The organism is Soehngenia saccharolytica DSM 12858, from assembly GCF_059568515.1.
In genome coordinates this window covers 1-15,592 of the sequence record NZ_JCANTN010000038.1, presented here as the reverse complement: position 1 = coordinate 15,592, position 15,592 = coordinate 1, and the positions used below count along the sequence as shown (strand labels likewise).

Here is a 15,592-nt window from a genome sequence, read left to right as displayed (position 1 = left end):
CTCCAGTAGCAATGGAAGAAGGACAAAGATTCGCTATAAGAGAAGGCGGAAGGACAGTAGGAGCAGGAGTTGTAACTAAGGTTTACGAATAAAAAAAGTTAGGTCTTTTGACCTACTTTTTTTATGAAACGTGAACTATGCCTTAAAATTTTATTGACATGAATATTGATTTATGATAGTTTATATTAGTAGCTTAACAATGGGTAATTGTGCCCAATAGTCTATTTTTAGATAGATAGCTTTGATTTAGGGGGTGTGGTAGTTGAGAGATAGAGTAACATTAGCATGTACAGAATGCAAACAAAGAAATTATGTAACAAAGAAAAACAAAAAGAACACAACTGAGAGAATAGAACTTAAAAAGTACTGCAAATTCTGCAAAACACATACCGTTCATAAAGAAACAAAATAATATATTCCATAAGGATGTGAAAAGATGGCACAACCAACAGAGAAAACTAAAAAAACTGGGAAGCTCTCTTCTTATTTCAAAGGTGTAAAAGCAGAATTAAAAAAGGTTGTATGGCCTAGCAGAAAAGAATTAATTAACTACACTAGTGTTGTATTATTCATGAGTGTGTTAGTTGCAATAATAGTATATATACTTGACCTTATAGTAGGAGGAGCACTATCCTTAATAATTTCGTAGTACAAGGGAGGGAAGGGGCATAAGAGTCCCTATGAAATGTCGGAAAAGGACTTAAGCAGGGAAGAAAGAGAAAAAAATGCGAAGTGGTATGTGGTGCATACATACTCTGGACATGAAAATAAAGTAAAAGCAAATTTGGAAAAAATGGTTGAAAACAGGGGAATGAGGGATGACATATTTGAAGTAGTAGTTCCTACCGAAGAATATACCGATACCAAATCTGATAAAAAAACTATCAAAGAAAGAAAAAAATTCCCAGGCTATGTCCTTGTAAAGATGATCATTAATGATGAATCATGGTACTTAGTAAGGAATACCAGAGGAGTTACTGGATTTGTCGGACCTTCCTCAAAGCCAATTCCATTGACAGATGAAGAAGTTAAAGCATTAGGAGTTGCTAAAAAGGCCAAAATTATAGAATCTGAATTCAAAGTTGGAGAAGTGGTTAAAATAATTTCAGGACCTTTTGAAAATTTTGTAGGAAATATAGATAGCATAAACCTAGAAAAACAAAAAGTTAAAGTTTTTGTATCTATGTTTGGAAGAGAGACTCTAGTTGAATTAGAGTTAGATCAAATAGAAAAAATATAGTTGATTTATAAGCAATTTTGCTTTATAAATATATTTATGTAATGGCAAATGCCATATAAGGAGGTGGAAATTTTGGCTAAGAAAGTAATAGCTATGGTAAAGTTGCAGATACCAGCTGGTAAAGCTACTCCGGCTCCACCTGTAGGTACAGCTTTGGGACCACACGGAGTTAATATTATGCAATTTACAAAAGAATTCAACGCAAGGACACAAGACCAACTAGGAATGATCATTCCAGTAGTATTGACTGTATATCAAGATAGATCATTCTCATTTATCACTAAGACACCACCAGTGCCAGTACTTATTAAGAAAGCACTTGGAATAGAATCTGGTTCTAGTGAACCAAACAAGAAAAAAGTTGGGAAACTTACACAAGCTAAAGTTAAAGAAATAGCTGAATTGAAAATGCCAGACTTAAATGCTGGAAGCCTAGAAGCTGCCATGAGCATGGTTGCTGGGACAGCAAGAAGTATGGGAGTTGAAGTAGAGAAATAAATAAGTGGGAGGAATTTCCGTTAATACCACAAGGAGGTAATTTGAATGCCAAAGAGAGGTAAAAAATATCAAGAAAGTGTAAAGCTTATTGAAAAAGGAAAGCTTTATGATGTAGATGAAGCATTAGAATTAGTACTTCAAACTGCAACAGCAAATTTTGATGAGACAATAGAACTCTCAGTAAGATTGGGTGTAGACCCAAGACATGCTGACCAACAAGTAAGAGGCGCAGTTGTACTACCACACGGAACTGGAAAAACTAGAAAAGTTCTAGTTATTGCTAAAGGCGATAAGTTAAAAGAAGCTGAAGAAGCGGGTGCAGATTACGTAGGTGGAGAAGAATTAGTTGCTAAGATTCAAAATGAAAACTGGTTTGATTTTGATGTAGTAGTTGCTACTCCAGACATGATGGGTGTAGTTGGAAGAATCGGTAGAATCCTTGGACCTAAAGGACTTATGCCAAACCCAAAATCAGGTACTGTTACATTTGATATTGAAAAAGCAGTAAAAGATATCAAAGCAGGTAAAGTTGAGTACAGAGTTGACAAAGAAAGTATAGTACACGTTCCAATTGGAAAGAAATCATTCGGCGTAGAAAAGCTTAAAGACAACTTTAATGCAATAATAGACGCTTTAATAAAAGCAAAACCTGCAGCAGCTAAAGGGAAATACCTAAAATCAGTTGTCGTATCTAGCACTATGGGACCTGGAGTGAAAATAAATCCAGCAAAACTTGGTGATTAAATAAAATTAAAAATTCAACACTACCGCAGACAGTAGGTGCTATATGCTTAATATCCTACCGAGGAATTAAACCATGAAAATTTGGTCTCTTCACAGTCTGCGAAAGAGACCTTTATTATTATACACTTTGGAGGTGATAGCAAGTGAAGGAACAAACTCTTCAAGCTAAATCACAAATCGTTGAAGAAATCAAAGAGAAAATCAGCTCTTCTCAGTCCTTAGTTTTAGTTGACTATAGAGGGTTAAATGTAGCTGAATTGACTGAATTAAGAAAGAGATACAGAGAAGCTGGGGTTGATTATAAAGTTTATAAAAACACTATGATGAGCTTCGCATTCAAAGATCTTGGACTAGAGGAATTCGAGGATTACTTAAAAGGACCATCAGCAGTAGCATTCAGTTTAAATGATCCGGTATCAGCAGCAAAAATTACAACAGAATTTGCAAAGACTAACGATAAGCTTAAAATCAAGGCTGGTATCGTAGACGGCAAGATCATTGACGAAAACGGAGTAAAGAGTCTGGCGGAATTGCCACCAAGAGAAGTCTTGATAGCACAAGTACTTGGAGGATTCAACAGTCCAATTCAAGGATTTGCAAATGTATTACAAGGTACAATAAGAGGATTGGCAATTGCGCTTAATGCAATAGCAGAACAAAAAACCGCTTAAAAAAAATAAAAAATACGGAGGGAAATATAAATGGCAAGTGAAAAAGTATTGAATTTAATCGAAGAGGTAAAGAATTTAACAGTATTAGAATTATCAGAATTAGTAAAAGCATTAGAAGAAGAATTTGGAGTTAGCGCAGCAGCACCAGCAGTTGCAGTAGCAGCTCAAGCAACAGCAGCAGCACCAGCAGCTGAAGAAGAAAAAACAGAATTCGACGTTATTCTTCAATCAGCAGGAGCAGAAAAAATTAAAGTTATTAAAGTAGTTAGAGAATTAACTGGTTTAGGCTTAAAAGAAGCTAAAGATTTAGTTGATGGAGCACCAAAACCAATTAAAGAAGGAGCTTCAAAAGAAGAAGCTGAAAGCATAAAAGCAAAATTAGAAGAAGTTGGAGCAACTGTAGAAGTAAAATAAGCACATAAAAATAAAAATTAATATTTGACTTACACAAAAAGGTGTGATAATATAATATATTGCATAATAACGATTATAATAGGCGATATATATTTATCACGCCTTTTGTAGTTTTTGGTTTTTTATTTTTCAACGCCAAAAGCCACGGGCTTTTGGTTATTTTAGTTTATTGAGGGGTGAAGATTTAATGGTACATCCTGTAACATTAGGTAAGCGGGAAAGAATGAGCTATTCAAGGATAAAAGAAGTGCTAGACTTACCCGACTTAATTGAGGTACAAAAATCTTCCTACAAGTGGTTTGTTGAGGAAGGCTTAAGGGAGGTTTTTGATGACATCTCTCCAATTCAAGACTTCACTGGAAATTTAATCTTAGAATTTGTTGACTATTACATTGACAGTGAAGTTAAGTATGATGAAATGGAAGCAAGGGAAAGGGACGCAAATTACTCTGCAGCACTTAAAGTAAAGGTTAGATTGATTAACCGTGAAACTGGAGAGGTTAAAGAACAGGAAGTATTTATGGGAGATATCCCACTAATGACTGATAAAGGGACATTTATCATCAATGGAGCGGAAAGAGTAGTAGTCAGTCAATTGGTAAGATCTCCTGGAGTATATTTCGTGGAAAGCATCGATAAGTCTGGTGAAAAAGTTTATTCATCAACACTTATTCCCAACAGGGGAGCTTGGCTAGAATACGAAACTGATGCTAATAATGTAATACATGTAAGAATTGACCGTACTAGAAAGGTGCCCGTTACAACACTTTTGAGGGCATTAAAGATTTCTTCTGATGCTGAAATCATAGATTTATTAGGAGAAACAGAACAGCTATTACTAACACTCGAAAAGGACATATCGACCAACGAAGAAGAAGCGCTATTAGAAATCTACAAAAGGTTAAGACCTGGTGAACCACCAACTCTTGACAGCGCTAAGTCCTTATTAAACAATCTTTTCTTTGATCCGCGCAGATACGACTTAGCAAAAGTTGGAAGGTATAAATTCAATAAAAAATTAAGTTTATATAATAGAATAACAGATAGAAAATCTGCTGAAGATATCATTGACCCAAATACAGGTGAAATCCTAGTTGAAAAAAATGAGATAATTAGCAGACAAAAAGCAATTGAAATTGAAAATACTGGCATAAACTCAGTCAAAATCTTGTTGGATGATGGCAAAACAATAAAGGTATTGTCCAATAACTTCGTAAGTGGCGAAGCGTTTGATTTGCCATTCTCATTAGAAGAACTCGGATTAAAAGAGAAAGTTTATTATCCTTTAATGAAAGAATTAGTGGATAATTACCAAGGGGAAGAGCTAAAACAAGCCATAAAAGATAGAATCAAGGAACTGTCGCCTAAACATATATTAGTAGACGACATAATTGCAAGCATAAATTATGAATTCAATTTATTTTATGGCATAGGTAATTCTGATGACATTGACCATTTAGGGAACAGAAGATTGAGAAGTGTTGGAGAATTATTGCAAAATCAATTTAGAATTGGTCTAGCTCGTATGGAGAGAGTAGTAAGAGAGAGAATGACAATTCAAGATATGGATGTAGCCACTCCTCAAGCACTTATCAATGTTAGACCTGTTACTGCAGCTATAAAAGAATTCTTCGGGAGCAGCCAATTATCTCAATTTATGGACCAAACGAACCCATTGGCTGAATTGACTCATAAAAGAAGAATGTCTGCATTAGGACCTGGTGGACTAAGTAGAGATAGAGCTGGATTTGAAGTGCGTGACGTTCACAACTCTCACTATGGAAGAATGTGCCCAATAGAAACGCCAGAAGGACCAAATATAGGTCTTATAACCTCGCTAACGACATATGCAAGAATCAATGAATACGGTTTTATCGAAGCTCCGTACAGGAAAGTAGAAAATGGACAGGTTACTGGAGAAATTCATTATTTAACTGCTGATGTAGAAGACGAACTGATAATTGCTCAATCCAACGAACCGTTGGATGAAGACAACCGATTCATCAACAATAGAATTGTTGCCAGAGGTAAAATGGGTGTTGTAGATATATTTAGACCAGAAGAGATAGATTATATGGATGTCTCGCCTAGACAAATAGTCTCTGTCGGAACTGCCATGATACCATTTTTGGAAAATGATGATGCAAATAGAGCTCTAATGGGTTCAAACATGCAACGTCAAGCTGTTCCTTTGCTTAAAACCGAAGCACCAATAATAGGAACAGGGATTGAATACAAAGCAGCTAAAGATTCAGGAGTCGTAATTGTAGCTAAAAATGCAGGAATCGTTGAAAAAGTTTCTGCAGATGAAATTTTAATCAGAAGAGACAAAGACGGACAAATTGATAGATACAGATTATTGAAATTCAAGAGATCAAATCAAGGAACTACTATAAATCAAAGACCGATAGTCGAACTTGGAGAAAGGATTAGCGAATCGCAAATCATAGCAGATGGACCAAGTACAGACCAAGGAGAAATCGCATTAGGTAAAAATCTCCTCATAGCATTCATGACATGGGAAGGATACAACTATGAAGACGCTGTGCTATTAAACGAGAGATTGGTTATTGAAGATGTCTTAACCTCAGTTCATATAGAAGAATATGAATCTGAAGCAAGAGATACTAAACTAGGCCCGGAAGAATTTACAAGAGACATCCCTAATGTTGGCGAAGACATGCTTAAAGACTTGAATGAAAGAGGAATTATAAGGATAGGAGCAGAAGTCAAATCTGGCGACATATTAGTTGGTAAAGTTACTCCAAAGGGAGAAACTGAGCTCACACCTGAAGAAAGACTTTTAAGGGCAATATTCGGGGAAAAAGCTCGTGAAGTAAGAGATACATCACTTAGAGTTCCCCATGGAGAAAGTGGAATAGTTGTTGACGTAAAAACCTACACTATGGAAAACGGAGATGAATTGCCTCCTGGAGTAAATGAAATGGTGAGGGTTTATATTGCAACTAAAAGGAAGATAAATGTCGGAGATAAAATGTGTGGTAGACATGGAAATAAAGGTGTTGTATCTAGAATTCTCCCTAAAGAAGACATGCCATATATGCCTGATGGAACTCCAGTCGATGTAGTGCTAAATCCATTAGGGGTACCTTCTAGAATGAATCTAGGACAAGTATTAGAAGTGCATTTAGGACTAGCTGCAAAGAAGCTGGGCTGGCATATAGCAACCCCAGTTTTTGACGGCGCTAATGAAGAAGATATAATGGATGCGTTGAGAACTGCAGGTTATCCAGAGAACGGCAAAATAGAGCTAAGAGATGGTAGAACTGGAGAAAAGTTTGCAAATCCTGTAACTGTTGGATATATGTACATGCTAAAACTCCACCACTTAGTAGATGACAAAATTCATGCTAGATCAACAGGACCATATTCTTTAGTCACACAGCAACCTCTAGGCGGTAAAGCGCAGTTTGGAGGACAAAGATTTGGAGAGATGGAAGTTTGGGCATTGGAAGCATATGGAGCTGCTCACACACTACAAGAAATTTTGACAGTTAAGTCAGATGACATAGTGGGAAGAGTAAAGACATATGAAGCCATAGTAAAAGGTGAAAACATACCTGAACCAGGCATACCAGAATCATTCAAAGTTTTAATAAAGGAATTGCAAAGTTTAGCTTTAGATGTAAAGATCATCGGAGAAGATTCTGGAGAAATTGAGTTGAAAGAGTCAATTGACGATGATATCACTGAATATGATTTTGATGAAGGCTCTTCAAAGATTATCTTGGACGATATAGATGAAGACGAATATGATACGGACAGTGAAACTGATGACGAACTTTTGCAAAATAAATCAAAAGACGAGTTGCCAGAAGGATTTTTAATAGAGGAAAAAGATGATGATTTTAATGAATTTGAGGATAAAGATTTTTAGAAAATATTATATTAATATTATGAAAGGAGAGAGTGCTCCTTGTACGAATTAAACACATTTGATTCAATAAGAATTGGGTTAGCATCGCCAGAAAAAATAAGGCAATGGTCCAAAGGAGAAGTAAAAAAGCCAGAAACCATTAACTATAGAACTCTTAAACCAGAAAAAGAAGGACTCTTTTGCGAGAAAATATTTGGACCAGTCAAAGACTGGGAATGCCATTGTGGAAAATACAAAAGAGTAAGGTACAAAGGCGTAATTTGTGATAGATGTGGAGTAGAGGTAACGAAGTCAAAAGTAAGAAGAGAAAGACTTGGACACATTGAATTAGCAGCTCCTGTTTCACACATTTGGTATTTCAAAGGGATACCAAGCAGAATGGGACTAATGTTAGATATGAGCCCAAGAGCTTTAGAAAAAGTGCTCTATTTTGCATCTTATATAGTATTAGAAGCTGGGGACACACCTTTATACGAAAAACAATTATTAACTGAAGCCGAGTACAGAGAGTTTTTGGAGAATTATCCAAATAAATTTAAAGCTCAAATGGGAGCAGAAGCAATAAAGTATTTGCTTCAAAAAATTGATCTAGACAAAGAATCTGAAGAGCTTAAATCTCAACTTAAAGATGCAACAGGCCAAAAGAGAATAAGAATAACAAGAAGGCTTGAAGTAGTAGAATCATTCAGACAATCTGGAAATAGACCAGAATGGATGATACTAGATGTAATACCAGTCATACCACCTGATTTAAGGCCAATGGTTCAACTTGATGGTGGCAGATTTGCAACTTCAGATCTGAATGACTTATATAGAAGAGTTATAAATAGGAACAACAGATTAAAAAGACTTCTTGACTTAGGAGCGCCTGACATAATTGTAAGAAATGAAAAGAGAATGCTTCAAGAAGCGGTAGACGCTTTGATTGACAACGGCAGAAGAGGAAGACCTGTCACAGGTCCTGGAAATCGACCATTAAAATCACTATCTGATATGCTTAAGGGTAAGCAAGGAAGATTTAGACAAAACCTACTCGGCAAAAGGGTAGACTATTCAGGAAGATCTGTTATAGTAGTAGGACCTGAGCTTAAATTCTATCAATGCGGACTTCCAAAGACAATGGCTCTGGAATTATTCAAACCATTTGTAATGAAAAAACTTGTTGAAGACAATCTAGCACACAACATAAAATCAGCCAAGAGAATGGTAGAAAGAGTAAAACCTCAAGTATGGGACGTATTGGAAGAAGTTATAAAAGATCATCCTGTGCTATTAAACCGTGCTCCTACGCTTCATAGACTTGGAATACAGGCTTTTGAGCCAGTATTGGTTGAAGGCAAAGCTATTAAACTGCATCCACTAGTTTGTACAGCTTACAACGCTGACTTCGATGGAGATCAAATGGCAATACACGTTCCTTTATCACAAGAGGCACAAGCTGAAGCTAGACTTTTGATGCTTTCAACAAACAACATATTAGCGCCAAAAGATGGGAAGCCAATCACTACTCCTTCACAAGACATGGTATTAGGAAGTTACTACCTAACAGTCGAGAGAGATGGAGAAGAAGGTGAAGGCAAGTATTTCAAAGACTTCGATGAAATGCTTCATGCTTATCAAAATGGAGACATTGGGATACATGCCAGAGTAAATGTAAGAGTAAAATTAAGTGAAGATGATAGAGGAAAGATAGTCAACAGTACAGTTGGTAGGTTTATTTTCAATGAAAATATTCCACAAGACCTTGGCTTTGTCGATAGAACTAAGGATAAATACTCTCTTGAAATAGATAGAGTTGTAGATAAGAAATTCCTGGGGATTTTAGTTGACAAGTGCTTCAGAAAACATGGCAATGCAGCAACTGCAGAGATGCTAGACCACATAAAAGAAATGGGATACAAATATTCAACCATTGGAGCTATTACAATATCAATGGGAGATGTAATAGTGCCAGACGAAAAATATGTTTTAATCAGAAAAGCTGAAGAGGAAGTAGATAAGCTTGAAAGATCATACCGAAGAGGTTTGATATCTGATGAAGAAAGATATGAAAGAGTAATTGAGATTTGGAATAAGACTACCGATGAAGTAACAGACGCCCTTATGGACAGCCTTGATCCTATGAATAACATCTACATCATGGCGCTATCAGGAGCTAGAGGTAGTAAAAACCAAATAAGGCAATTAGCTGGTATGAGAGGTTTGATGGCGAGTGCTTCCGGTAGGACTATTGAAGTTCCTATTAAATCAAACTTTAGAGAGGGTCTATCAGTACTCGAATTCTTTATTTCGACACATGGATCTAGAAAAGGATTGGCAGATACAGCTTTAAGAACAGCTGACTCAGGCTATTTGACAAGAAGGCTTGTAGATGTAAGCCAAGACATAATAGTGAGAGAAGAAGATTGCGGAACAGATCAATATTTGATAGTGAAAGCATTTATGGATGGCAAAGAAGTAATTGAAGAACTAAAAGATAGAATAGAAGGCCGCTATGCTTTTGAAGATATAATAAATCCTGAAAATGGAGAAATAATAGTAAAAGCCAACACCATGATCACAGAAGATGAGGCGGAGCTTATTCAAAACATAGGAATTAAAGAAGTGAAAGTAAGATCTGTGCTTGGTTGCAAGACCAAACATGGAGTTTGCGCTCATTGCTATGGAAGGAATTTAGCTACCGGGAAAGATGTAAACATTGGAGAAGCAGTAGGTATAATTGCCGCTCAATCAATAGGCGAGCCAGGTACACAGCTTACAATGAGAACATTCCACACTGGTGGTGTAGCAGCTGCAGAAGATATCACTCAAGGTCTTCCTAGGGTTGAAGAATTGTTTGAAGCTAGAAAACCAAAAGGGCTTGCAATGATTTCAGAGATTGGCGGAACTATCTCAATAAATGAAGGCAAGAAGAAGAAAGAAATTACGATAACTTCTGAAAGTGGAGAAAAAGTCACCTACACAATTCCTAACGGCGCAAGAGTAAAAGTTAGAAATGGCGATGTGATAGAAGCAGGAGACGAAATTACTGAAGGAAGCGTAAATCCACATGACATTTTGAAAATCAAAGGTGTCAAAGGAGTTCAAAACTATATAGTCAAAGAAGTTCAAAAAGTATACAGGCTTCAAGGTGTAGACATCAACGACAAGCACATTGAGATGATAGTAAGACAAATGTTGTCCAAGATAAAGATAGAAAGCTCTGGAGACACAGATATGCTTCCAGGAAGTCTAGTAAGCATAAATGAATTCGAAGAGAAAAATAGAATAGCTGAAGAAAGCGGACTTGAGAAAGCTGTCGGAAGAGTAGCTCTACTTGGAATCACAAAAGCTTCTTTAGCAACAGATTCATTCTTATCAGCAGCATCTTTCCAAGAGACGACAAGAGTTTTAACTGAAGCTGCAACAAAAGGCAAAGAGGACAAATTGATAGGATTAAAAGAAAATGTAATCATTGGGAAACTCATTCCAGCAGGAACTGGTATGAAAGTCTACAATGGCATCAAATTAATCGAAGAAGAGGAAAAGGCCACAGAGGATATATTTGCAGATACAACAGAAATGGAAGAAAGCCTGGTAGAATAAAATAATGTTGACAGTATAACCAGCAAATGTTAAAATTTTAAGGTAGCAAAATAGCAGAAGGACTTGACATAAGATTATGTAGTATAAACTACATAATCTTATGTGCTGTTTTAAGGAGGGTCATTATGCTTCAAAAATTAAAGACGGAAAAGAAAGTCATAGGAACAAAACAAGTAAAAAGAGCTATCTCCAAAGATGAAGTAAATTTAGTATTCTTGGCAAATGATGCTGATATGAAACTTAAACGCGAAATAGAAAATCTATGCAAAGAAAAAAATATTCAAATTGAATATGTCGAGAAGATGAAGGAATTAGGAGAAGCTTGTGGTATTGATATTAATGCAGCTACTGCTGCGTTATTAAATAAAAATTAAAGGAGGTGCTTTAATGCCAACAATCAACCAACTCATAAGAAAAGAAAGGGAAAAGGTAGTTTACAAATCAAAATCACCTGCATTGGGAGTTAATTTAAACACATTAAAGAAAAAGGAAACAAAATCTAATTCTCCTCAAAAAAGAGGCGTATGTGTAGCAGTAAGAACTGTAACTCCTAAAAAACCTAACTCAGCTTTGAGAAAGGTAGCAAGGGTAAGACTAACAAACGGCTACGAGGTAGCAGCCTATATCCCTGGGATAGGACATAACTTGCAAGAGCATAGTGTTGTTCTAATAAGAGGAGGAAGAGTAAAGGACCTACCTGGTGTGAGATATCACATTATAAGGGGTACATTAGATACTGCAGGTGTAGATAAGAGAATGCAAGGCAGATCTAAGTACGGGGCAAAGAAGCCAAAAGTTAAGAAATAACGTGCTTGAAATGCTTTATATATAGATGCATTTTAAGGCACAACGGTTAACGCCGAGTACCAATGAATCTACTACATGGTTAAGGAGGGAAGAAAAGTGCCAAGAAAAGGACCAGTTCCAAAGAGAGAGGTTATGCCGGATCCAATATATGATGATGTATTAGTAACAAAACTAATAAATGCGGTTATGTTGGATGGCAAAAAGGGAATAGCACAAAACATTGTATACAGTGCTTTCGACTACATTAAAGAAAAGACAAATGAAGATCCATTAGAGGTATTTTACAGAGCAATGAACAACATCATGCCTGTATTGGAGGTCAAAGCAAGAAGAATTGGTGGTGCAAACTATCAAGTTCCTATTGAAGTAAGACCAGACAGAAGAGAAACTCTAGGACTTAGATGGTTAGTAAACTATTCTAGAGCTAGAGGCGAAAAAACTATGGTAGAAAGACTTGCAAAAGAAATTTTAGACGCATCAAATGGCGTTGGAGCAAGTGTTAAGAAAAGAGAAGATACACATAAGATGGCTGAAGCAAACAAAGCTTTTGCTCACTATAGATGGTAGTTTATAGTTATTTATGTGGATGGGACCTAAATTTTAAAGCAAGTAAGGAGGAAAAATTGTGCCAAGACAAGTACCACTAGAGAGAACTAGAAATATCGGCATAATGGCGCATATTGATGCAGGTAAGACAACCACCACAGAGAGAATTTTATTTTATACAGGGAAAATCCACAAAATAGGCGAAACCCACGAGGGTGCAGCCCAAATGGACTGGATGGAACAAGAACAAGAAAGAGGTATCACAATAACTTCTGCTGCAACTACAGCATTCTGGAAAGACCATAGAATTAATATTATTGATACACCAGGACACGTAGACTTCACAGTAGAGGTTGAAAGATCTTTAAGAGTACTGGATGGAGCAGTTGCTCTGTTCTGTGCAAAAGGCGGAGTTGAGCCTCAATCAGAAACAGTTTGGAGACAAGCTGACAAGTATAAAGTACCAAGATTAGCTTTCGTAAATAAAATGGATATTGTAGGTGCAGACTTTTTTAGAGTAATAGAAATGATGAAGGCTAGATTAAGTGCAAACCCAGTACCTGTTCAATTGCCTATCGGAAGAGAAGATAGTTTTGTTGGAATAATTGACTTAATAGAAATGCACGCTAAGGTCTATCACGACGACCTAGGTCAAAACATTGAAACTACTGAAATTCCAGCCGATATGCTAGATTTAGCAAATGAATATAGAGAAAAACTATTGGAATCAGTTTCTGAATACGACGAAGAACTGATGATGAAATATTTAGAAGGTGAAGAAATATCAGCTGAAGAAATTAAAGCTGCATTGAGAAAAGGGACACTTGCTGTAAAGGCAACTCCAGTTTTATGTGGCTCATCCTACAAGAACAAAGGGGTCCAACTACTTCTCGATGCTGTAATTGATTATTTACCTTCTCCAGTTGACATACCTTCAATTGTCGGGATAAACCCACAAACACAAGAAGAGGAAGTAAGACATCCTTCTGATGACGAACCTTTCTCTGCACTGGCTTTCAAAATAGTATCAGACCCATTTGTTGGGAAATTGGCTTATGTTAGAGTGTATTCTGGAACACTTAGCTCAGGAAGCTATGTGATGAATACTACAAAAGGAAAAAGGGAAAGAGTCGGCCGTCTGTTAATGATGCATGCCAACAAGAGAGAAGAAATAGAAGAAATACATGCAGGAGACATTGCTGCTGTAGTTGGCTTAAAGGACACAACAACAGGAGATACATTATCAGTTGATACTAACCCTATCATACTAGAGAAGATGGAATTCCCAGAACCAGTTATTCGTGTAGCAATTGAACCAAAGACAAAAGCAGGCCAAGAAAAAATGTCACAAGCTTTGGCAAAACTAGCAGAAGAAGATCCTACATTTAGAGCGTATACAGATGAAGAAACTGGACAGACTATAATCGCTGGAATGGGAGAACTTCACCTTGAAATCATTGTAGACAGACTGCTAAGAGAGTTCAAAGTTGAGGCAAATGTTGGAAATCCACAAGTCGCATACAAAGAATCCATCACTAAAATGGCTGAAGCTGAAGGGAAATACATCAGACAATCAGGTGGTAGAGGACAATATGGGCATGTAAAACTTAGAGTAGAACCACAAGAGCCAGGAAAAGGATATGAATTTGTAAACGCTATTGTCGGAGGCGTAATACCAAAAGAATATATTGGAGCCGTAAACAATGGAATTCAAGAAGCACTTCAATCTGGTATTTTAGGTGGGTACCCAGTACTTGATGTAAAAGTGACATTGTTTGATGGATCTTATCATGAAGTTGACTCATCTGAAATGGCATTTAAAATCGCAGGTTCTATGGGAGTAAGAGAAGCATTGAGAAAAGCAGACCCAGTATTATTGGAACCAATCATGAAAGTTGAAGTAACCGTGCCAGAAGAATACATGGGAGATGTAATCGGCGATATCAACTCTCGTAGAGGAAGAATAGAAGGCATGGAATTGGTAAATGGAGCTCAAATAATCAGAGCATACGTACCTCTATCAGAAATGTTCGGATATGCAACAGTTTTGAGATCTAACACTCAAGGCAGAGGAAATTATGTAATGCAATTTGACCATTATGAACCAGTTCCTAACAGCATAGCTGAAAAAATTCTAAAGAAATAATATTAGGATTAGGAGGAATAATAAAATGGCAAAACAAAAATTTGAAAGAACAAAACCCCATGTAAACATAGGGACAATAGGACACGTAGACCATGGCAAAACAACTCTAACAGCAGCAATCACATTAGTATTAAATAAAAGATATGGTTCAGGTGAATTCGTAAGCTACGACAACATAGACAAAGCACCAGAAGAAAGAGAAAGAGGAATAACAATCTCAACATCACACGTAGAATATGAAACACCAAAAAGACACTACGCACACGTAGACTGCCCAGGACACGCTGACTATGTAAAGAACATGATCACAGGAGCAGCGCAAATGGACGGAGCAATACTAGTAGTATCAGCAGCAGACGGTCCAATGCCACAAACAAGAGAACACATACTACTATCAAGACAAGTAGGAGTGCCAAAGATAATAGTATTCTTAAACAAAGCAGACATGGTAGACGATCCTGAACTAATAGAACTAGTAGAAATGGAAGTAAGAGAACTACTAAACGAATATGAATTTGATGGAGACAACACACCAATCATAGTAGGATCAGCATTAAAAGCACTAGAAGATCCAGACGGAGAATGGGGAGACAAGATAATAGAATTAATGGAAGCAGTAGACGAATACATTCCAGAACCACAAAGACAAATAGACAAACCATTCCTAATGCCAGTAGAAGACGTATTCTCAATCACAGGAAGAGGAACAGTAGCAACAGGAAGAGTAGAAAGAGGAACAATCAAAGTAGGAGAAAGCGTAGAGATAGTAGGACTAACAGAAGAATCAAGAACAGTAGTAGTAACAGGGCTAGAAATGTTCAAGAAACTACTAGACGAAGCACAAGCAGGAGACAACATAGGAGTACTATTAAGAGGAGTACAAAGGAACGAAATCGAAAGAGGACAAGTACTAGCAAAACCAAAGACAATAAAACCCCACAAGAAATTTGATGCAGAAGTATACGTATTAAGCAAAGAAGAAGGCGGAAGACACACACCATTCTTCAACGGATACAGACCACAATTTTTCTTTGGAACAACAG

The 15,592-nt window shown here is 36.8% G+C and carries 15 protein-coding genes and 1 other annotated feature; all 15 genes read left to right on the top strand.

The features are described from left to right. Nucleotides 1–92: EF-Tu C-terminal domain-related protein (locus BO51_RS09030; RefSeq protein WP_496485991.1), on the top strand; the 92-nt coding region annotated here is incomplete at its 5' end. 170 nt (nt 93–262) lie between these two features. Next, nucleotides 263–412 (top strand): 50S ribosomal protein L33, encoded by a 150-nt coding sequence (rpmG, locus tag BO51_RS09025; RefSeq protein ID WP_135270063.1) that lies wholly within the window; start codon nt 263–265, stop codon nt 410–412. A gap of 24 nt (nt 413–436) precedes the next feature. Beyond that, nucleotides 437–649: a preprotein translocase subunit SecE gene (gene secE, locus BO51_RS09020; RefSeq protein ID WP_496485989.1), complete on the top strand. Its 213-nt coding sequence runs from the start codon at nt 437–439 to the stop codon at nt 647–649. 36 nt (nt 650–685) lie between these two features. Further along, nucleotides 686–1,240, top strand: a complete 555-nt coding sequence (gene nusG / locus BO51_RS09015; RefSeq protein WP_496485987.1) for a transcription termination/antitermination protein NusG — start codon at nt 686–688, stop codon at nt 1,238–1,240. Between the two features lie 72 nt (nt 1,241–1,312). Next, nucleotides 1,313–1,738, top strand: coding sequence for a 50S ribosomal protein L11 (gene rplK / locus BO51_RS09010; RefSeq protein ID WP_496485985.1), 426 nt, complete (start codon nt 1,313–1,315; stop codon nt 1,736–1,738). Between the two features lie 45 nt (nt 1,739–1,783). Continuing rightward, the gene (rplA, locus tag BO51_RS09005) at nt 1,784–2,482 is read left to right on the top strand and encodes a 50S ribosomal protein L1 (RefSeq protein WP_496485983.1); all 699 of its coding nucleotides are present in this window, start codon (nt 1,784–1,786) and stop codon (nt 2,480–2,482) included. 5 nt (nt 2,483–2,487) lie between these two features. Next, nucleotides 2,488–2,608, top strand: a sequence feature (ribosomal protein L10 leader region). 17 nt (nt 2,609–2,625) lie between these two features. Beyond that, nucleotides 2,626–3,153: a 50S ribosomal protein L10 gene (rplJ, locus tag BO51_RS09000; protein WP_496485981.1), complete on the top strand. Its 528-nt coding sequence runs from the start codon at nt 2,626–2,628 to the stop codon at nt 3,151–3,153. 30 nt (nt 3,154–3,183) lie between these two features. Beyond that, a complete protein-coding gene (gene rplL / locus BO51_RS08995) occupies nt 3,184–3,567 on the top strand; it encodes a 50S ribosomal protein L7/L12 (RefSeq protein WP_496485979.1) in 384 nt (127 codons plus the stop codon). A gap of 187 nt (nt 3,568–3,754) precedes the next feature. Then, complete coding sequence (gene rpoB / locus BO51_RS08990; RefSeq protein WP_496485977.1) at nt 3,755–7,465, top strand: DNA-directed RNA polymerase subunit beta; 3,711 nt, start codon at nt 3,755–3,757, stop codon at nt 7,463–7,465. 39 nt (nt 7,466–7,504) lie between these two features. Continuing rightward, the gene (rpoC, locus tag BO51_RS08985) at nt 7,505–11,050 is read left to right on the top strand and encodes a DNA-directed RNA polymerase subunit beta' (RefSeq protein WP_496485975.1); all 3,546 of its coding nucleotides are present in this window, start codon (nt 7,505–7,507) and stop codon (nt 11,048–11,050) included. 125 nt (nt 11,051–11,175) lie between these two features. Beyond that, nucleotides 11,176–11,424 (top strand): ribosomal L7Ae/L30e/S12e/Gadd45 family protein, encoded by a 249-nt coding sequence (locus tag BO51_RS08980; protein WP_496485973.1) that lies wholly within the window; start codon nt 11,176–11,178, stop codon nt 11,422–11,424. Nucleotides 11,425–11,437: 13 nt separating this feature from the next. Continuing rightward, nucleotides 11,438–11,857: a 30S ribosomal protein S12 gene (gene rpsL / locus BO51_RS08975; RefSeq protein WP_496485971.1), complete on the top strand. Its 420-nt coding sequence runs from the start codon at nt 11,438–11,440 to the stop codon at nt 11,855–11,857. Nucleotides 11,858–11,953: 96 nt separating this feature from the next. Further along, nucleotides 11,954–12,424, top strand: a complete 471-nt coding sequence (gene rpsG / locus BO51_RS08970) for a 30S ribosomal protein S7 (RefSeq protein WP_496485969.1) — start codon at nt 11,954–11,956, stop codon at nt 12,422–12,424. 58 nt (nt 12,425–12,482) lie between these two features. Then, entirely contained in the window at nt 12,483–14,549 is a 2,067-nt protein-coding gene (fusA, locus tag BO51_RS08965; RefSeq protein WP_496485967.1) for an elongation factor G, read from the top strand. Between the two features lie 25 nt (nt 14,550–14,574). Further along, the coding region (gene tuf / locus BO51_RS08960) for an elongation factor Tu (protein ID WP_496484742.1) at nt 14,575–15,592 on the top strand (1,018 nt) is incomplete at its 3' end.

Coding starts and splice junctions, on each gene's coding strand:
- nusG (WP_496485987.1), top strand. CDS start 686: ATGTCGGAAAAGGACTTAAGCAGGGAAGAAAGAGAAAAAAATGCGAAG.
- rplA (WP_496485983.1), top strand. CDS start 1,784: ATGCCAAAGAGAGGTAAAAAATATCAAGAAAGTGTAAAGCTTATTGAA.
- rpsL (WP_496485971.1), top strand. CDS start 11,438: ATGCCAACAATCAACCAACTCATAAGAAAAGAAAGGGAAAAGGTAGTT.
- rpoB (WP_496485977.1), top strand. CDS start 3,755: ATGGTACATCCTGTAACATTAGGTAAGCGGGAAAGAATGAGCTATTCA.
- secE (WP_496485989.1), top strand. CDS start 437: ATGGCACAACCAACAGAGAAAACTAAAAAAACTGGGAAGCTCTCTTCT.
- rplL (WP_496485979.1), top strand. CDS start 3,184: ATGGCAAGTGAAAAAGTATTGAATTTAATCGAAGAGGTAAAGAATTTA.
- BO51_RS08980 (WP_496485973.1), top strand. CDS start 11,176: ATGCTTCAAAAATTAAAGACGGAAAAGAAAGTCATAGGAACAAAACAA.